This is a genomic window from Fuerstiella marisgermanici (assembly GCF_001983935.1).
Lineage (GTDB): Bacteria > Planctomycetota > Planctomycetia > Planctomycetales > Planctomycetaceae > Fuerstiella > Fuerstiella marisgermanici.
This window is the reverse complement of the sequence record NZ_CP017641.1, coordinates 4,276,679-4,295,446: the sequence shown is the minus strand read 5'-3', so window position 1 is coordinate 4,295,446 and position 18,768 is coordinate 4,276,679. Positions and strand designations below refer to the sequence as shown.

17 protein-coding genes are annotated in these 18,768 nt (G+C 55.9%); 3 read left to right on the top strand and 14 right to left on the bottom strand.

Annotation, left to right across the window (positions count from 1 at the left end; translation table 11 throughout):
- Window positions 1-237 precede the first annotated feature (237 nt).
- Both Fuma_RS16080 and Fuma_RS16075 read right to left on the bottom strand, forming a co-directional pair.
- Window positions 238-3,363 carry an efflux RND transporter permease subunit gene (locus tag Fuma_RS16080; protein ID WP_077025024.1) on the bottom strand — a complete coding sequence of 1,042 codons (3,126 nt, stop codon included), beginning with the start codon at window positions 3,361-3,363 and terminating at the stop codon, window positions 238-240.
- A 58-nt stretch (window positions 3,364-3,421) separates the two neighbouring features.
- The gene (locus Fuma_RS16075) at window positions 3,422-4,696 is read right to left on the bottom strand and encodes an efflux RND transporter periplasmic adaptor subunit (RefSeq protein WP_083732089.1); all 1,275 of its coding nucleotides are present in this window, start codon (window positions 4,694-4,696) and stop codon (window positions 3,422-3,424) included.
- A gap of 216 nt (window positions 4,697-4,912) precedes the next feature.
- Here Fuma_RS16075 and Fuma_RS16070 point away from each other — a divergent pair, with 216 nt between their 5' ends.
- Window positions 4,913-5,398, top strand: coding sequence for a MarR family winged helix-turn-helix transcriptional regulator (locus Fuma_RS16070; RefSeq protein WP_077025023.1), 486 nt, complete (start codon window positions 4,913-4,915; stop codon window positions 5,396-5,398).
- Window positions 5,399-5,444: 46 nt separating this feature from the next.
- Here Fuma_RS16070 and Fuma_RS16065 read toward each other — a convergent pair whose 3' ends face one another.
- The 6 genes from Fuma_RS16065 to Fuma_RS16040 form a co-directional block, all read right to left on the bottom strand.
- Window positions 5,445-6,578, bottom strand: coding sequence for an ABC transporter permease (locus tag Fuma_RS16065; protein ID WP_077025022.1), 1,134 nt, complete (start codon window positions 6,576-6,578; stop codon window positions 5,445-5,447).
- Window positions 6,579-6,660: 82 nt separating this feature from the next.
- Complete coding sequence (locus tag Fuma_RS16060; RefSeq protein ID WP_077028336.1) at window positions 6,661-7,020, bottom strand: four helix bundle protein; 360 nt, start codon at window positions 7,018-7,020, stop codon at window positions 6,661-6,663.
- A gap of 58 nt (window positions 7,021-7,078) precedes the next feature.
- Window positions 7,079-7,753: an ABC transporter ATP-binding protein gene (locus tag Fuma_RS16055; protein ID WP_077025021.1), complete on the bottom strand. Its 675-nt coding sequence runs from the start codon at window positions 7,751-7,753 to the stop codon at window positions 7,079-7,081.
- Between the two features lie 23 nt (window positions 7,754-7,776).
- A complete protein-coding gene (locus Fuma_RS16050) occupies window positions 7,777-9,333 on the bottom strand; it encodes an efflux RND transporter periplasmic adaptor subunit (RefSeq protein ID WP_077025020.1) in 1,557 nt (518 codons plus the stop codon).
- 84 nt (window positions 9,334-9,417) lie between these two features.
- Window positions 9,418-9,942, bottom strand: coding sequence for a hypothetical protein (locus Fuma_RS16045; protein WP_077025019.1), 525 nt, complete (start codon window positions 9,940-9,942; stop codon window positions 9,418-9,420).
- A gap of 25 nt (window positions 9,943-9,967) precedes the next feature.
- Window positions 9,968-11,122, bottom strand: a complete 1,155-nt coding sequence (locus Fuma_RS16040) for an ABC transporter permease (protein WP_077025018.1) — start codon at window positions 11,120-11,122, stop codon at window positions 9,968-9,970.
- Window positions 11,123-12,085: 963 nt separating this feature from the next.
- Here Fuma_RS16040 and Fuma_RS16030 point away from each other — a divergent pair.
- Both Fuma_RS16030 and Fuma_RS16025 read left to right on the top strand, forming a co-directional pair.
- The gene (locus tag Fuma_RS16030) at window positions 12,086-12,436 is read left to right on the top strand and encodes a hypothetical protein (protein ID WP_145944207.1); all 351 of its coding nucleotides are present in this window, start codon (window positions 12,086-12,088) and stop codon (window positions 12,434-12,436) included.
- A gap of 106 nt (window positions 12,437-12,542) precedes the next feature.
- Window positions 12,543-12,959, top strand: coding sequence for a GreA/GreB family elongation factor (locus Fuma_RS16025; RefSeq protein WP_083732088.1), 417 nt, complete (start codon window positions 12,543-12,545; stop codon window positions 12,957-12,959).
- Window positions 12,960-13,131: 172 nt separating this feature from the next.
- On the opposite strand, the gene Fuma_RS16020 is transcribed toward Fuma_RS16025, so the two are convergent.
- The 6 genes from Fuma_RS16020 to dnaJ all read right to left on the bottom strand — a co-directional run bounded on the left by Fuma_RS16020 (window position 13,132) and on the right by dnaJ (window position 18,545).
- Window positions 13,132-14,181: a beta/alpha barrel domain-containing protein gene (locus Fuma_RS16020; protein WP_077025015.1), complete on the bottom strand. Its 1,050-nt coding sequence runs from the start codon at window positions 14,179-14,181 to the stop codon at window positions 13,132-13,134.
- 5 nt (window positions 14,182-14,186) lie between these two features.
- Window positions 14,187-14,696: an NUDIX hydrolase gene (locus Fuma_RS16015; protein WP_158521029.1), complete on the bottom strand. Its 510-nt coding sequence runs from the start codon at window positions 14,694-14,696 to the stop codon at window positions 14,187-14,189.
- Window positions 14,697-14,810: 114 nt separating this feature from the next.
- Window positions 14,811-16,025, bottom strand: coding sequence for an EAL and HDOD domain-containing protein (locus Fuma_RS16010; protein ID WP_077025014.1), 1,215 nt, complete (start codon window positions 16,023-16,025; stop codon window positions 14,811-14,813).
- 267 nt (window positions 16,026-16,292) lie between these two features.
- The gene (locus Fuma_RS16005) at window positions 16,293-16,604 is read right to left on the bottom strand and encodes an FmdB family zinc ribbon protein (protein ID WP_077025013.1); all 312 of its coding nucleotides are present in this window, start codon (window positions 16,602-16,604) and stop codon (window positions 16,293-16,295) included.
- 50 nt (window positions 16,605-16,654) lie between these two features.
- Window positions 16,655-17,227, bottom strand: coding sequence for a nucleotide exchange factor GrpE (grpE, locus tag Fuma_RS16000; protein ID WP_077025012.1), 573 nt, complete (start codon window positions 17,225-17,227; stop codon window positions 16,655-16,657).
- Window positions 17,228-17,381: 154 nt separating this feature from the next.
- Window positions 17,382-18,545 carry a molecular chaperone DnaJ gene (gene dnaJ / locus Fuma_RS15995; RefSeq protein WP_077025011.1) on the bottom strand — a complete coding sequence of 388 codons (1,164 nt, stop codon included), beginning with the start codon at window positions 18,543-18,545 and terminating at the stop codon, window positions 17,382-17,384.
- Between the last annotated feature and the right edge of the window lie 223 nt (window positions 18,546-18,768).

Genomic DNA, 18,768 nt, shown 5'->3' with positions numbered 1-18,768 from the left:
GAGTGCAGCGGTTGAATGATCAGGCGATGAGTGCCTAACTGGACAGCGCCATGTTGGTGGGAATGGTAACCCGATGTGTAAGCGAGGGATCGAGTTGCGACGAATCCCTCGCTTACGCTTCGGGTTACCCAAAACACGCCCCAATGACCAAAGGTGGCGCTGTCCAGCTAAGTTCCCCCGCCGCGAAACAATGGCCTCATCTCCTGCCTCAATGGTAGCGATTGTTGGTTCGCACTTTTAGCGAGCCGAGAATCGACGTAGCACGACGTAAAAGACTGGTGTCAGAAACAGTCCGAAGGCGGTGACGCCCAGCATTCCGCTAAAGACCGCCGTCCCCAGTACTCGCCGCATTTCGAACCCGGCACCAGTGGCGACCAGCAGCGGAATCACGCCTAAAATGAATGAGAAGGCTGTCATCAAAATGGGCCGCAGTCGCATGCGACAGGCATCAATCGCCGCCTGAAAACGGTCCTTTCCTTTGTCTTCTTCCGCCTTGGCGAATTCGACAATCAGGATGGCGTTCTTGCATGCGAGGCCAATTAATACGATGAATCCAATCTGAGTCAGAATGTTGTTATCCATACCACGGAACCAGATTCCGACCATCGCGAACAACAGGCACAGCGGCACAATCAGAATGATGGCCAATGGCAGCAGCCAGCTTTCGTATTGAGCGGCCAGTGCCAAAAACACAAACAGCACCGCCAGCGGAAACAGATACATGATCGTGTTGCCAGCCTGCTTTTCCTGATAGGCAAGTTCTGTCCATGCGTAGCCGAACCCGGGCGGAAGCGTTTGTGCTGCCAGATTTTCCATCGTCTCCAGCGATTGCCCGGTGCTGAAACCGGGTTGCGTGCTGCCGTTCAGGTCGGCCGCCGGATACAGATTGAATCGCACCAAACGGTCGGGCCCGGCAATGCGTTTAAGTTCCACGACTGCACCCAACGGCACGCTCGCGCCTCGTGCGCTGCGAGTTCGCAAGCGCAGAATGTCACTCGGTTCATCACGAAATTCGGGTTCTGCCTGAGCGGTCACGCGGTACGTTCTGCCCAGCAAGTTGAAGTCGTTGACGTAAGTCGAACCCAGATAAACCTGCAGCGCTTCAAACACGTTGCTCATCGGAATATCCAGCATCTGTGCCTTCGTGCGATCCACGTCCGCGTAGATCTGCGGCACGCTCATGCGGAAGTTCGAAAACACCTGCAGCAGGCCTGGCTGTTGATTCGCCTGGGCCACCATGCTGTCTGCTACTTGGTTCAGAACGGCCGTTCCGGCGCCGCCCTGGTCCTGGACATACATTTTGTATCCGCCGCCACGGCCGATCCCGCGCACGGGTGGCGGCGGAATAATGAAGACCTGAGCTTCATTAATATCGGCCACCGCTTGACGCATGTCGGCGGCGATGACGTCCGCGCCGCGTCCGCGCGCCGCTCGTTCTTTGGCATCTTCTAATGGAAGAAACGACACCGCGGCGTTTGGGCTGATCGTGAACGTCGCTCCTGACAGCCCGACGATTCCGACGGCATGAGCGACGCCGTCAATTTCGCTGCCGATCGCCGCTACTTTTTTTGTGACTTCATCGGTTCGCGCCAGCGATGCTCCATCGGGCAGGCGAATCGCAACAATCAGATAGCCCTGGTCCTGTTGAGGAATGAAGCCGGTCGGCACCATTCCAAAGCTGTACCACGTGCACACCAAAAGTCCGACGTACAAAATCAGAGCAATGGCCGAAAAACGCACCAGCCGAGAAATGACGCTGGCGTAAATGCAACTGGTAATATCGAAGGTACGATTAAACAGTTTCGCCGGAGCAGACAGCAAGCGAGAAAATTGGGTTTCAGTTTGACGGGCCTCTCGCGGTGGCTTCAGCAGCAACGCACACAACGCCGGCGTCAACGTTAAAGAGACGAATGTCGAAATCGCGGTTGAGATCGAAATCGTCAACGCGAACTGTTGATAGAACTTCCCGCTGATGCTGGGGACGAATACGGTCGGGACGAACACGGCGATCAACACCAGCGTTGTCGCTATCAGCGCAGACCCCACTTCGTCCATCGCTTTATGCGTGGCTTCGCGCGGCGCAAGGCCTTCCGCAATCAGCCTCTCAACATTTTCCACAACGACAATAGCGTCGTCCACCACGATTCCAATCGCCAGCACGAGGCCGAACAATGACAGCGTATTCAATGTCACGCCAAGTCCCTGCATACAGGCAAAAGTTCCGATCAGCGAAATCGGAATGGCGACCACGGGAATGATGGTCGGACGCCAGTTGTGCAGAAACATGAACACGGTGAGGACCACGAAGACTGTCGTGATTAACAGCGTGTTGAAAACTTCGTCGATTGAATCTTCCACGAATTTTGTCGGGTTGTAGGCAACTTCGTAGTCGACGCCTTCCGGAAAGTCTTTCCTCATCTCAGCCATCGTCTGCTGGACTTCGGCCGCTGTGTCGACGGCGTTTGTGCCCGGCCGTTGATAGACCAACACAGCAATCGCCGGGTTGCCATCAAGGTAGCTCAATCGCGAATAGTCCTGAGCACCAAGTTCCAGTCGAGCCACGTCGGCCAGCCGCGTCACGCGACCGTCTTCGCCGCGTTTGACAATGATGTCGCCGAATTCATCTGTTTCGCGCAAGCGTCCCTGAGTTGTGACGTTTAGTTGAAACGCGCCCGTCTTGTCTGTTGGGGGCTGTCCGATGACACCCGCTGCGACCTGCACGTTCTGCTGACGAATTGCCTGGACGACGTCGCCCGCCGTGAGGTCCACGTGCGTCATCTTTTCGATGTCCAGCCAGACTCGCATCGCGTATTCGTTACCGCCAGCGATACGAATGTCGCCGACACCGTCCAGCCGCATCAACGCGTCGCGAATTCGCAGGTACGCGAAGTTACTGATGTACAATTCGTCGCGGCTTTCATCCGGCGAATTCAAATGCACGACCATCAGCATGTCGGGAATTTGCTTGGTCGTGGTCACGCCAATCTGCCGTACCTGTTCAGGCAAACGCGATTCGGCGACGGCCACTCGGTTCTGTACCAGAACCTGAGCGTCGTCGAGGTCGGTGCCCAGTTTGAAGGTGACGGTCAGCTGCATGGTTCCGTCGGCACTGGACGACGATTCCATGTACAGCATGTCGTCCACGCCGTTCATTTCCTGCTCAATCGGCGTGGCAACGGTGTCCGCGATCACCTGCGGGGTTGCTCCCGGATAACTCGCACGCACCAGAATTGTGGGTGGCGCAACGTTCGGGTACTGCGAAACAGGCAACGAGAAATACGTGATCCCGCCGACCAGTACGATCAGAAACGAAAGCACTGTGGCAAAGATGGGACGTTCGATAAAGAAGTGAGGGAACTTCATGATGGAAGTGAGCTACGAGTTAGAAAGGTGGGAGACTGAGTCAGGATGCGTTTCGGGGTTACTTGTCGTCCTTTTCACTTTCCTGCTGAACATCGTCACTCTTTTCGATCCACTCGTCCGGTGGCAAGGGCTGGTAGTCGTCGGGAAGACCATCTTCAACGACTTCAATCGTGCCGTCTTTAGTCTTCACTTCCATTTCAGGTCGAGCCTGCAGCAAGCCTTCAATCACCAGTGACTCATCGCCGGTCAGGCCTTTCCGGATCACTCGCAAGCCATCCACAATCGGGCCCGGTGTGATGGCTCGCCGTTCGATTTTCCCGTCCACCACGATGTAAACAAATTGCGACGATTGATCGGTGCCGATTGCGGAATCCGGAATCAGCACGGCTTCGTAGCCAGCGCTGCCGGGAATGCGAATCCGAGCAAACATGCCAGCCAGCAACAGTTGGTCTTCATTCGGAAAAATGCAACGAGCTCGCATGCTGGCGGTGTTTGCATCAAGCCGGTTGTCGACGAAGTCCATGTGGCCCTGGTGAGGGAACCCTGTTTCGTCAACCAGACCCAGGAACACGGGGTTCTTGGCTTCTCGACTACTTTTACGTGCGCCGGATTTGGCGAGGCGTACATACTTCAACACCTGCTGTTCGTTGGCGTCGAAGGTGCAATAGATAGGTTCGACCGATGTAATCGTTGTTAATAGTGTTGATTGGGCTGTGCCGCCGCTGATCAGGTTTCCCTGATTCGCGTATTCACGACTGATGCGCCCGGTGATCGGTGCGTGGATGTTGGTGTAATCGACGTTTAGTTGAGCCGCTTCGACTCCCGCTTCCGCCGATTCGACGGCGGCCGCCGCGGTTGCGATTGCGGCTTCGGCAGAACTGGCGGCCGCTTTGCTGGCAGCCACATCAGCCTGAGCCTGCAGGAATTCTGCTTCTCGCTGATCCAGTTCTTCAGGTGCGATTGCGTTTTGCCCTTCCAGGCTGCGAGCCCGCTTGACTCGAGCTTCCGCCAGTTGCAACTGAGCGGCCGATTGTTGTTGCTGAGCTTTCGCTTCCAGCAGTTTGGCTTTCGTCTGCTGCAGTTGAGATTTGGACTGACTAAGCGCCGCTTCGGCGCTGTTTAATTCGGCAACAAATGGACGAGCATCAATCACAAACAGCAAATCGCCCTTGTTTACGATTTGTCCTTCGTCGAAGTGAATTGACTGCAAATAGCCGCCCACGCGAGCTCGCACTTCCACAAAGTCGACGGGTTCCAACCGACCGGTGTATGCATCCCATTCGACAATTTGCTTGCGTACCGGTTGAGCGACCGTCATGGTCGGCGGCGGCATCTGTGGTGGCGCAGAATCTGTTTTTTCGCAGCCCGGCACTACGGCTAGGCAGCCACACAGAAGCGTGGCAACAAGCGGTCGAACCGCTGTGGACACAGAAACGGTGTCAGTTGACGGGCTGAAATGGTAGAAAAAAGGATTCAAGGCAGGGCTCGTATTTAATTGACGTGACAACTATTTACACGTAGGGTACCTTCCAATCAAGGAACAGGCAAGATGACAGGCAGCAGATTACAGCGGGAGCTAAAAAAGAGAGAGCCGTTCGACTTGCTCGAGCAGGAAGTGAACCTGAACGTGCTGCGAACTTCGGATCTCTTGCACAACCGCTTCGGCCGATTCTTTCGCGAATACGGACTTACGACATCGCAGTACAACGTCCTACGTATCCTGCGTGGCGAAGGGCGTCCATTGCCTTGTCTGGAAATTGGCGAGCGAATGGTGCAAATTGTCCCAGCAATCACTGGGCTGATCGACCGGCTGGAAAAGCAGGATCTGGTTTGCCGCCGACGCTGTGAAGAAGACCGGCGAGTCGTCTACGTAGAAATTACGCCAACAGCAAAGAAGTTGCTTAAGCGCATCGACAAGCCTTTGCTGAAGTTGCACGAACAGCTCAGTGGCGGGTTAACCCGAGCGGAGCTCAAAGAAGTTAACCGCCTGATGGAGAAGATTCGGTCTGGAATTGAAGAGAACGATCCGGAATAGCTCGGCAGACTTCGCTGTGATTAGCGCATCACCGTGTTTGGATCCGTCACGTTTGCTGCAACGCGTCAACGATTGGCACAGTAGCCGCTTGAATCGCCGGAGCGATTCCGGCCGCGATGCCCACCATTAGCGAAACAGCCGTGCCGGACAGCACCAGGCTTAACGAGGGACGAAAGGCGATTGTGGCTCCTTCGGCGCCAATGGCAAAACCACCGATCGCAAGTGCAGCCGTTGCCAGTAGAGTGCCCACGAGGCCACCAATAACACACAGGATTGTGCTTTCCGCCAGCACCAGTCGCATGGTCCGCATCGGTCGCACACCGATGGTCTGCAGCACGGCGTATTCTTTAAGGCGATCCTGAACGCTCATCACGGTGGTCGTCGCCACCAGTGACAACACCAGCCCCACGCAGGCGTAGCCAAGCCAGTGAGCAAAGCCGATCAGGTCGACAAGGTCGGAAAGTGTGCTGGCCTGGAACGCGCCTTTGCGGCGTGTTGTTGTCGTGACGGGACCGGATCGCAGTGCCTCATCGATTTCCGACGCGACAACATCAGGCGCGGCATCAGCGGTCAGCAACACTTCATGTTGAGTGACCAATCCGGCGGCATCCAGGCCACGCGTGTACTGCAGGAACTCAAGGCTTGTGTAAATCAGATTTTCTTCGGAAGGTACCGCGGACGAAAATACTCCCGACACATGAACAGAAATGTCACCGATGGAAAACTGGTCGCCTACTTTCAGGTTGCGCCGTTGAGCGACATTGCGGCCGACGATGGCCGCGTCGCGTCGCGAACTGAATGCAGTCCATGAACCATCAGTCAGTTGGATCGGACGAGTCTTCTGAAGCTGGGCCGGGTTGGCTCCGTTAAAGACAACAATATCCAAACTCGCGCGACAATTGTTTGTCCAGACCTGAATTGGCATCACGTCTTTTACGCCGCTAATTTCCCGGATCTTTTGCGAGTAGTCTTCCGGCAGCCGACTACTGGTGGGGCAGAAGCGGTTTTCCTGGAAGACGATCAGGCTGCGATCGGCATCGGCTCCCGTGGTCAGTCGGTGCAGACCTTCCTGAACCGAACCCACAAAGCAGAACACAAACATAGCCACGGCCGCTCCGGTCACGGTTAGCAGCGTGCGAGTACGGTGGCGCGTAATAGTTTTCAGGATGTAGGCGAGCATGGGATGAGTGTTCAGTGTTGAGTGTTCAGTGTTGAGTGTTCAGTGTTCAGTGTTGAGTGTTGAGTGTTGAGTGTTGAAGGGTCTATTGTTTTTTGTTCAGGCTGCTGCTGAGTCCGCTAAGCATTCTTGCGATCTGGTCGGCCCGCTGGGTCAACGCATTGAAATCCTCTTCGTCAATGCACGACTGGCGGCTGGCAACATGTAGTTGTGATACACATTCCATTAGTGAGCCGTAGGAAATTCGAAGGAAACGGGCAAAATCTGCGTTGGATTGTCGGCCACTGCCTTCGGCAATGTTGGAGGAGATGGAGACGGCCGCCCGGCGTAGCTGATTCGTCAATCCAAACCGTTCATCGGCAGGAAACAGCTTTGTCACTCGGTACGTTTCGTCACCGAACTCAACGGCCTTCACCCACACATCTAACTTCTGAAGACCAAACATCACTTGCATCTCCATGATGAAGCGAGCACCTAAACGCTCAACCCAAAACCTTTCACCTTCAACCCTCCACAAACTTTCCTCGGTCCAGCACCAACTGGCGTGATGCAATCGCCGCTACGTCGCTGTCGTGGGTGACCATCAACAGCGTGATGTTCAATTCCTGATTCAGGCGACGCAGTAGCACCTGAATCTGATCACTGGTTTCGGTGTCCAGGCTTCCTGTCGGTTCGTCGGCCACGACGACTTTCGGATGAACAACGATGGAACGCGCGATTCCGACTCGCTGTTCCTGACCGCCGGACAACTGGCGAGGATAGTGGTCTGCTCGATCACTAAGCCCAACCGCGTCGAGAGCCAGTTCTACTCGCTGTCGGCGTTCTGTTCGCGATAACGGCAGCAGCAGAGTTGGAAGCTCGACGTTTTCGTACGCTGTCAGTACCGGGATTAAATTGTGAGTTTGAAAGATGTAGCCAAGGTTTGCCGCTCGCCAATCCGCGAGTTTGCTGCGCGACAGCCGAGTCACCTCGGTACCCGCCACGGTGATTGTGCCGGAATCCGGACGGTCGATACCACTGACGAGGTTCAGCAGCGTACTTTTTCCAGTTCCGCTGGGACCCATCAATGAAACGAACTCGCCCTCGTCAATTTCCAGACTGATGTCGTCCAACGGAGTGATCGTTTCATCGCCCTTGCGAAAGCTTTTGCTGACGTTGGTTAAAGTGACTAATGCCATGATTTTGATTTCATCCCTTTTCGTTAATTGCCGACGCCGATCGACTGGTCTTCGCCGCTGACAACAACGGGGGCACCGGATTCCAGGCCATCGCGGCCCGACACAATCAGTTTGCTCGTCGCATTCAGGCCGCTGGTGACTTCCACCAATCCTTCGGCCGCCTGACCGCCTGTCGTGATGGTCTGAAAGACGGCCTGATCGTTGGCATCCGCCACCCACACACCGGACGTGCCGTCGACCGATTGCACCAACTGTTCGGGGACAAACAGGCGTTCAGTTTCCGTCGGTTCCTCTGACGTTGTCTCCAGCTTCGGAGCTAAAAAAGTGGCGGTCACCAGCATTTCCGGTCTGATCATTGCCGGCGGTTGAAGAAGTTCGACTTTCACTTCCAACGTGTTCTTTTGGATATTGGCCGAGCTGGTGGATTGCAGAACTCGCCCCAGAATTACGTTTCCGGAAGACGCGGTTTGGATTTCAACCGGAGCGCCCGGAATGACCATCGGGACGTCCTCAAGCCGAACATCGGCTCGCACCTGAAGACGATCTGGGTCGTACATTTGCACCACCGTACTGGAACTTTGCCCGGCAGTGTGTTGCAAGCCCATGACGCGAGTTCCCGGTGACGCAACCAACCGCAAAACTCGCCCCTCCATCGGTGCGCGGACGACAGTTCGATCCAGGTTCAGTTGAGCTCGGCGCAGGTTCAGCTTTGCTTCGTCGCGAAGAGCGGTCGCAGATGCGACCTTCGCCGTTGCTTCGTCCAGCTGACGGCGTTCTTCTACAAGTAATGCGAGTTGCTGACGAACCGCGTCGACTTTCGCCTGAAGAGCTTTCACTTCGCGCTCCAGGTTCGGCCCTCGTTTTTGCAATTCGGCCAGTTCGGCAACTGCCGACGCGTGGTCTTTGATTGCGCGGTCAACAATGACGCCCGCCACCGCGTCACCGGCCGATTGCTTTCCGTCGCGACTTCGCTGCGTGAACGCAACCTCGGCTTTTGCGGCCGTGATTAGAAAGGGGAGTTTTTCGAGTTCGGTTGTCGCTTTGGCAAGCAGACTTTCAGCATCCGCTTTTTGCGCTTCCAGATGGACGGGATTCTTTAGTCGAATTCGGGCCGCCGTTTGTTCGGCTTCGGCACGTTGCAGTTCTCCCTGGCGAATGGCCAGAGTCGTTTCGGCCTGTTCAACGGCGAGTTCCGCATCGATGGAAATCAAACGCGCGATTGGTTCCCCTTTTGTGACCAGCTGACCTTCCACGACCAGCAGTTCTTCGACGACGCCTGGGGCCAGAGCCGCGACGCTGACGGCTGTAGGACGTGGTTCGATCCAGCCCGCAGCTTGAAACAAAGTTGTTCCGGCCTGCTGGACCTCGCCACGCTTCACAATTACGGGCACGACTGTAACGGACTTCTGTGAAAGCAACTGGCGTCCAGCCGCAGCAACCAACAAGGCCACAAACCCCAGCAGAATGCCCAGCGGCAGCACGTACCGCGATACCCAACGACGTCGCCGCGGCGAGGCGTTTGATTTGGCTGGCGATCGATCGAGTGCCAACCTGCTAAGGTCAAGTTGCTGTTGAGTCATGAATTCATCCCAGTGTCGTTGTCCCGCCCCCAAAGCCCCGTCCCGCAAACGCTTGCAGGAAGGGGCTGACGCTGTCGCGGCTTTCTACTCTGGTCCGCGGACAAATATCTTGTTCGCCGCGACTGTCAGGTTCCCTTCATCATCACGTTGAGCCGTACCCTGTACGACGACGGTTGAAAGTTCCTTCACGCCCAGCAGCGTTCGTGCGTCATCTTCGACTGGCTTTCCGGCTTCATCGACGATCTTGACCGTAGCGATGTTGTCCTTCACTTGGTCCTGAGTACAGCAGTAGTCCCACGGAGTCGGACAGCCCTCTTCCGCCGCGCAGTATGGGACTTTTGGGTCGACAATCGTGAAGGCGGCGAGGCCATCGACGAATGGTTCGCGAGATCCACCGATCGTGCCGACCAGCGTTACGGTCTGTTGATCTTCCGCTGCTTCGCGCGCGTCACCGACGGGCATTGCGTCTGTCGGTTCACTGGCGGCGATGTACTGCTTTCCGGTGGGTTCAGCGTTGGCCACCGGCGCCGCGTCGTTGTTGTTGCCGTCTGAACAGCCAACAACAGCTGTCACTGTGATCATCAAAGTCAGCATGCAAAATGTCTTCATTGTATTCTCCTGAAAAAACAGCGGGTCACACCGCTTTTAAACTTACCGCCACCGATTCGCGATGGGCTTTGACCGCTGGTGGCACCGCGCCCAAAACTCCGAGTAACAATCCGACGCCGCAGCCAATTAAGACTGCGACGCTGTCAATTTCTAAAGTGAAAGCTCCCATCGTAAATCGCACCGCCATGCCATTTAGCATCGTGAGTGCGATCAACCCGGACAACAATGACGCTGCCGCCGCGAGCAATACGCCCTCCTGAACAAGACTTAGTAAGATGGCTCGGCGACGATAACCAATCGCCTGTAGAGTCGCGATTTCGCGGATTCGCCCCGCCACCGCGCCGTACATCATGTTCAGGCCGGCGAAAATTCCGGCGCCAGATACCAGCACGACCACAAACCATGCCAGGACTCGCACCGGCTTGTAATGTTGCTGCAGTGTTGCGTAGTAATCTGTCTCGCGAAGTGCTCGCAGTTCCAGATCGGTTCTTTCTTTGCAGAACAAAGACACCTCCGCCAGTGATGCTCCGGGCGCCATCAGCATTGCTACGAGACTCAGGTCCTGCCGTTTAGTTGCGGTCTGAAAGTCCGCAAGATTGCACCAGACCTCTGATTCAAACGCTGCGCCGCCGGCTGAGAATAGACCGCTGATCGTCCATATTGCTCCTTCGAACTCCAGGGTCTTGCCAATTGCCATCGCTTCAGCTGTGGTGCCTAACTTGGCTGCTGCCAGCTTGCCGACCATCACCTCACCTGCGCTCGGCCAATCCCCTTCGACCAATCGGATGCCTCGCCGCACCAGTGGCGCTGTGCGAGTGACGCCGCGCACCAGTCCCAGCCCGCTGACTGCGTCGTGCGTTTTCACACGTGTGCCGAGATACAATTCGGGCGACACGTGCACTACGCCAAAACGCTTCCATGTGTCATCCAGACTCGCCGTTAGCAGCGAAGGTGTTCGTGCGGCGATGGAAGAATTTTCAATGTTCTCTTCTGAATTCACTGAGTAAACCAATACGACATCGTCATCGCCGCTGATTGCCAACGACCGTTCGAGTCCTCGAATAAAACCCACAACGACGAACACGAGCATTATGACCGTCGCCAGGGCAATGAGTGTTAGTGCCGTCCGCATCGGCCTGCGGGCCAAATTGCGAACGCCGTATTCCCAGGGAAGCAGCATGAGTAGAAGGCCCACGTGGTTGAAAAATCAAGCAGCGGTTCGTCAGCAGGAGTTGACCTTGCGCGGTAAGCTTCAGCGATCGAAGCGAACTTCAAAAAGCGCGGGAGCTTGCAAAGCAGTCTGCATGCGTCAAGACGTTGCGGCATTACCGTTCAACGGAAACAGACGCAGCGGCAAGCGTTTGCACGAGGTGCAGATGCGGGGCAGAGGTCCGGTTTCGCGACCTAGATTTGCCAATGCTGAAGTGCAATCAGCGCAGCGCGTCCGCTATGCGGGCTTGATTCGGACGTTGCATCATTGCCGCAACGTCGATAAGTGTCGCGAGCTTCCAGCAGCTCAGTCGCGGTCACCCGGTGGGCAACTGTCGCGATCCAGGATGCCGCAGCCGCAAGTTGCGGTTTCGCATCCAGCGTCGCACCTTCACAGAGACAGCTGCCGCACGAACAATCGTCGCACGGCTGGTCCTGTGAATCCGGTGAAGTGTCCGTCTCTCGTTCCAGAGGGCAGCATTCACACGTGAGCGCCACGGCATCCGCATCACTGGAAACGCCAGCAGCGCATGTTGTGCAGCGCAGCGGACAGGCCAGTAAATTCGAGATGAATAGGATTGTGAGGACGGCTCGGAACATGCTTTTAGTCTAGCCTCGTATTGGCAGCCAGGCAAGATGATGTTCTCTGATTCTACAGCGTTTAACGCTGACCTTTGGCCGCGGAAATCGGTTTTGGTCCTGCGAGGGCCCGTTCCCACCAGCCAGAACCGTCCACAACAAAACGTAGATTGCGCTACCGCTGACGGTCGCTCATAGTTCAGAAGGAAAGCGGTGCCGCAAACCTACTGCGGCCATCGGGCGGCGTTTTTCGAACAAACAAGGAAGTTCATTTCGACTGGCATCGAGTTTGCTTAAAGGACTGGCTCCGCAGCTGCATCATTCCGATCTGCCTGCCAGTTTGAAAGAGGTCTCAATGTCTGACGTTCAATGGAACGTGCGTAACGTCTGGCTGAATCGCCTGTCTTCTGAGTTGAAGCGCAGAACATTCGGTCATGTCAGCAATGTGGCCGTTGAGGCAACAGGCGACGACGCAGTGTTAGTGACTGGTGACGCCCATTCGTATTACGGCGTCCAGTTGACGCTGCTGGCGATCCAGCATTGTCGCGAGGAATACTGTCCGTTTTCGCACACGCACGTTTCACTAAAAGTGGGTGGCCGGTTGCTGAGCATTGGCGTGCCGCCGCACGCTGAATGTCGGCTGCAGGAAGTGTCAACGGAAGTCGACAATCGTCGGCTGCAGTTGACGTTTGCGGGCGCAAGTTGACACATGCGGGCTATGCCGCACGCTTCTTCAGAATAAATTTATCGTCACCTTTACAACTCTTGCTGCGCTAATTTTTGAGTGCCGCAAGTCCAACCAGGAATTGAAAATGTCTACCGATCGACGAATTATTACCGCACTGGATCAACAAAAACTGGCGGCCGTTCTAACAAACGCCCTCACTCAATCCGTTGGGCCGGACGCTCAACTGGAAGCGTTTCGTGCGGAACTGGAGCAGGCGGAAATCGTTTCTCCCGAAAGCGTTCCTCCTGACGTGGTGACAATGAATTCAACGGTGTGCCTGTACGATGCGGACTTCGATGTGACGGACACTTATAACCTTGTGTACCCGGTTGACGCTGACATCTTCGACAACCGGTTGTCAATTCTGAACCCGATGGGGATGGCCGTTCTGGGACGACGTTCCGGCGAAGTCATCCGATGGCAGAACGCCAACGGTGAACACGAAATGAAGCTTAAAGAACTTCAGTACCAGCCCGAACGTGAAGGCGTGCTGAATCTGTAGAGTGCGTGCACGGCCGAATTTAAACGGCCACGTTCGCCAAATTAGACTTGTCGACAGAAGCTCGGTTCCATTCAGGACCGAGCTTTTTCGCTATCCGGCGCCGTCGTCACCGCGAAACATGCAATTCATCGATTGAATTTCTTACATGTTGTCGAGCGGTGTTTCGCGTGAATCAGCTTAGTGCCTGGCGAATCTTCAGCCCAACTTCCGGCTGCACCATTGCGGCAGTGGCGATGGCCACGGAATTGGCTCCGGCTTGTAAAAACTGCTGCACGTGTTCGGCCGTCGAAATTCCGCCGACGCCGATTAGGTCCAGCGTCTGCCCTGCTTCGGTCGCCAGTTTTCGAAACATCGACGTTTGCTGGACGCTTGTTTCGCGAGTCGCGTCGCCGCAGATTCCTCGCGACTGGCCTTCGAACAATAGTTGGCCGTGTGGGCCGGTGACTCTTGCGGCCACGGAGTTTGTCATGGCCAGTCCGTCGATCCACGGGCCGACGTGCTTCAGTAATTTGGCCGCGTCGTCTTCTGTCGCGACTCGACCGATTTTCAGCACCAGCTTTGCGTCGCCAATGGCGGTTCGAATTCGTTGTGCGACAAAGGCTGCCGCTGTGGGTTGCTGAAAAAGTTGCCCGTCGGCGGTCGACACATTCGGACACGAAAAGTTGGCTTCCACGCCGTCTGCTCCGCTTTCCAACGCCCATTTGGCGCATTGAGCGAAGTCGTCAGCCAGTTGATTCAGCGATGCATCCGGATCAGTGATCGTTTCGTTCTGAGTTCCCACGACCGAAACAACAAGCAGCTTTTCTGAAGCAAGTCGACCGCGAGTTTCTTCCACGTCCCTGCGCCACACATCCGGTAGCTGCGACGGCATGCCAAAAGAAACCGCCCAACTGCCGAGCATGTCGCTGGATTGCGGTAAGAGCTCGCCGGGCGCTGTTAGCTGTTTCGTCGCCACGGGGACAAGGTTCGGCAGGTCGTAACATTCACGCGCCGCACTGCGGACGGTCTTGTAGACCAGGACGTCGAATCCCAGGTTCGCATAGTGCAGCACCCAACGGCCGTTTAACAGCGGCCCGGCCGGGATCCCCAGCGGCGATGGAATTGGTTTGCCGCACCACGCCCAGTTGCCTGGCACGGCGTCGTGGGTATCGGTGGCAGTCAGAGCCGGCGCGTTCTCCAGATTCCACTGCCAGGATTCTGAAATGTTGTAGCGAGCAGTCATGGCGTTTACTTCGAATTCCAACGGATGCCGATTCTGGAAAGCAGGTAACGAATCGCAATGACTGGGTGCCTGACCAGAATCTTCACAATCCCCTTCCAGTCGAGTCCTTCGACAGGCTTCCGGATGATCTCTGGCTCGTTCCGCAATGCGTCCCTCATCCAGTTTCGATGGACATCGAACACTGGCGGCGGATAGGTATCGACGGGAAAGAACTTCACGTCCATGCTTTCGTCGCTGATGCTCGGGGCACCGCCGGCGATCGCACATTCGAACGAATGAGTTTCACTGGTGAGGCGACCGGTTGGCGTGTAGACGGCCACCTGCCGGACAACTTCGACTTCAAAGCCGCTTTCTTCGAGAACTTCGCGCACTGCCGACACTTCCGGAGTTTCCCCGTCGTCAATGCCGCCACCCGGCAGCACCCAGACAGGAACGTCACGGCGTTTGACCAGCAGATAATTTTCTTTTGTCGCGTCGAAGACGACTGCGACCACTCCGTCTCTCATGCGTCGCATTTTAGCCGTCTGTCGGCCGATTTGAAGCGGTCGGCGCGGAGCATGCCGTGCTGGCTTGTTGCCGGTAAAATGCCTTTCGCGCATTTCACACGATTTGAGGCGGCGTTTTGTAGTTCACGCCATCTGGTTGAGTGTTGCCACCGACCGGTTAGCCCACGTCAGGGCGTCAGCGTAGGCCGATCGAATCACGTCTGAGGCGACGTCTGACAGGATGACTCCCTCCCATTCGCCGCGTTCGTAACATAGGACGCAATTCAGCACTTCGGCCAGCGTGCCTTTGTTGGACAAAATGGCATCGCTAATGGAATCTGCCAGGGGCACGGCTTGTAGAGCTTCATTCATCGGCTGATCGAGCAACGCGTCCAACATCGAAAACAGCCCGGTGATGAAGTACATGTCCGGCCGTTCGTGGCGGCGTTCGATGGCAAGCTGTTCGCACATGCGAGCTCGCGTAAGTGCTGTGGCGACAAGCTGAATTGGTTTGTTGTTGGACGCGCTGGCCAGCAATGCCAGGCTTGTGAAGGAACGAAGGCGGCGGAATCCGATTAGCGTGATGGCGGCAGAGATGGAATCGATGTGGCGAGTCAGTCCGCTGGACGCTGAATTCACGTATTTTAAGAGCTTGTAGCACAGCGACGGATCCGAGCCGACTGTGTTAACCAAATCGCTGGTGCGTGTCGTTGGGTTGCACAGCTGGTTTACCAGCTGCAGCGCGGCGATGCGGTTTACCGGAATCCGCTTGCCCGTCACGACATTCGGTTTGCTAAGAAAGTAGCCCTGATATAGGTCGAAACCAAGCTCGCGGCAGCGTTCGAATTCTTCGTGTGTTTCGATTTTTTCAGCCAGCAGTTGAGCGTTGCTGTGTCTTAATAGTTCCACGTGTCGCGGCAATTCGGCAGCGTCAATGGCGGGCAGTTCGACCTTAATAATGTTGGCCAGGTCGACCAAAGGCTGCATGTGCGGAGCGTAGACGAAGTCGTCCAATGCGATCGTGTAGCCGCTTTCGGACAGTCCCTGTAACGCTTCCAGAATTTCCGGTTCCGGCTGAATGTCTTCCAGGACTTCAAGGACCACTCGTTCTTTGGGCAGTGTGTACGCGTGGTGATCGAGGATGAATTTACGCGTGACGTTGATGAACGCCGGATGTTCACCCACAACCTGGTCCAGCCCGATGTCGGTGAACGTGTTGAGAATCAATTCGGCAGTGGCCTGGTCGCCATCAGCAAACGAAGCTGCGTTATCGGTGCCGCTGCGATACAGGATTTCGTACGCCGCAACATCCAGATTTGATTTGTAGATCGGCTGACAGCCAATAAACGTGCAGGGCATCCTGATGGCTCCGAAGTGGCAAGCTTAGCGGTGTCTTTCAGTGACACACGCCAGCCACTCGCCTACCCGCGTTGGTTGCGGCAAAGCGATGTACGACTTCTTCCAGGGGTTGCTGTGAACCGCCGAAACGGACGGAGCAATCCGGCCATCCGGATCGCGATTCACCCCTGCACTATCGTAGATAACCCTAGTGACTTGCTTCCCTTGCCACGATTGCGGCCATCACCACCAGGACGCGCCAATAGCCACCGGAACAATCCCTGCAACCTACTCGCTGGCTGCGGATTTTGTAGATGAATCCGATTTTTTTGACGAAGAGCTGCTCGACGTTGACGAATCAGAGGCCTTCGATTCGGACGCTTTCTTCTCTGCGGAAGCACCCTTTTTATAGGAGTCGCTGCGGTAGTCAGTTTGGTAGAAACCCGACCCTTTAAAGATCAGGCCGCCGCCCGCACTGATGATGCGTTTTGCCTTCTGCTTTTTACATTCGGGGCACTTTTTCGTCGGCTTGGCAGTGATCGACTTAAATTCTTCCCACTCGTGTTCGCATGCGTCGCAGCGGTATTCGTATGTTGGCATCGGCTTGTTCCGGAAGATCAATAGGAATGTTAAAAGGCGAGCACCGACTGTTATTCGGCTGGCGGGGCACTCGTAACGATCACTTTGGCCGGACGGATCACGCGATCGTGAATTCGATATCCTGGTTCAACAACCTGCAGTACGGTCATCGGATCGTGATCGGCGGACGGCACCTGGCTGAGGGCTTCGTGCAGATTCGGATCGAAGGCGTCTCCCAGCGGATCGATAAGCTCAGCAGAATGAGCCTTCAAAGCATCTTTGAACTGCTGAGCCACCATTTTGATGCCGTCGATCAGAGTTTGCGTATCGCCCGTCTGTTCGGCCGCATCAATGGCGCGATTCAGATTGTCAACGCCCGGCAGGAAGTCGCGGATGATCGGCAGCGCCTGATACTTGATCGCATCGATCGCTTCTTTTTGTGTGCGGCGACGGAAGTTTTCAAGTTCCGCCTGAGTTCGCAACAGGCGATCCTGCAGGTCGGCGTTCTCACTGCGAAGTTGCTGCGACATATCTTCCGGTTCCGTGGTTGACGTATCGAGCTGTTCCTCAGGCGGAGCTTCCTGCGGTGCGTCTTCAGACACGTCAGCGTCGGTTGGTGTGTTTTCGTTTTCTGGAGTACTCATGATTTTTGAACACGGTTATGGATGAAACCTGGAAAGCAGATCTATGCGGCGAAATCCGAAACCATTTTTCGATCTGTGTAACTGACCGCGAAGACAATGGTAGGGCTGTCCATCGCCTCAAAAGACATTGGACGAAACCTAAATCGAACTGGGTTTAACTGTCATCCTCATCATCATCGCCGGAGAAAAAGTGCTTCACTTTGTCGAAGAAGGATTGCTGGTGAGGCATCACGGCTGCGTCCTCGAGCCCCGCCAGTTCTCGAAGTAACTCTTCCTGCCGACCAGACACACTCTTCGGGACTTCCACCTGAATTTCAACCATCAGATCGCCGACATGGTGACGTCCGTTGGGATCGGGCATGCCCTTGTGTCGCAGGCGTTTGACTTCGCCAGGCTGAGTTCCCGGTTTGATGGTCAATGTATCGCGACCGGTCAGCGTCGGGATTTCGACTTCGGCTCCCAAAGCCGCCTGCGAATACGAAATCGGTAGGCGACACAGCAGGTCCTGGCCGTGTCGTTCGAACAGTGGATGTTCTTTCACCTTGAAGTTGACGTGCAGGTCTCCGCGAGGCCCGCCTTTGATTCCGGCTTCGCCTTCGCCACGGATCGGCATCTGCATGCCGTTGTCAACGCCTGCGGGGATGTTGATCTTCAGCGTCGACTTCTTCATCACTCGACCACTGCCCGAGCAATTCTGGCAGGGATCTTTAATGACTTTGCCTTCGCCACGGCAGGCCGGGCATGTCGTTTGAACGCGGAAAAAGCCCTGTGACTGAATCACCTGGCCGTGCCCGCCACACGTGGAACAATTGGTGGAATCGCTTCCCGCCTTCGCACCGCTGCCATGACAGGTGTCGCATTCTTCGCGACGGCTGATCTCCAGTTCGCGGGAGCAACCTGACGCTGCTTCCGGAAGTTCCAGAACGATGGTCGTTTCCAGCGAAGCGCCGCGTCGAGCACCGCCGCGGCCACGGCGACTGCCGCCTCCTCCGCCGCCACCAAAGCCGAAGCCTTCAAAGATGTCACCAAAGGCGCTGAAGATGTCGTTGACATCCTGAAAGCCGCCTCCGCCACTTCGGCCTGCTGCACCTTGTACACCGGCATGGCCAAACTGATCGTAGCGAGCTCGCTTTTCTTCGTCGCCAAGGACGTCGAACGCTTCGGAAGCTTCCTTGAACTTTGTTATCGCTTCGTCGTCACCCTGATTTCTATCCGGGTGATACTTCAGCGCGAGCTTTCGGTACGCCTTTTTAATCTCGCCCGCCGACGCTGTGCGCGAGACGCTGAGAACTTCGTAGTAGCAAGTCTGAGTTGCCATCGTCACCGGGGGTTCCTCGTTGAATTCTTCGGCGTGAGTGTGTCTTACGACGGGCGGCCCACCTGTCACCTACAGCGACGTTCGCTGACTTGTGGCTGCGGGGCAGTATTTTCGATAGCAGAAAGCCTGGTCCCGCGAGCCAGAAGCATCTCCAATAATTGATGCAATGCTCTAATTAAAACGGGACACCAAAATCTGGTGTCCCGCTATCTGGATTGTCGCT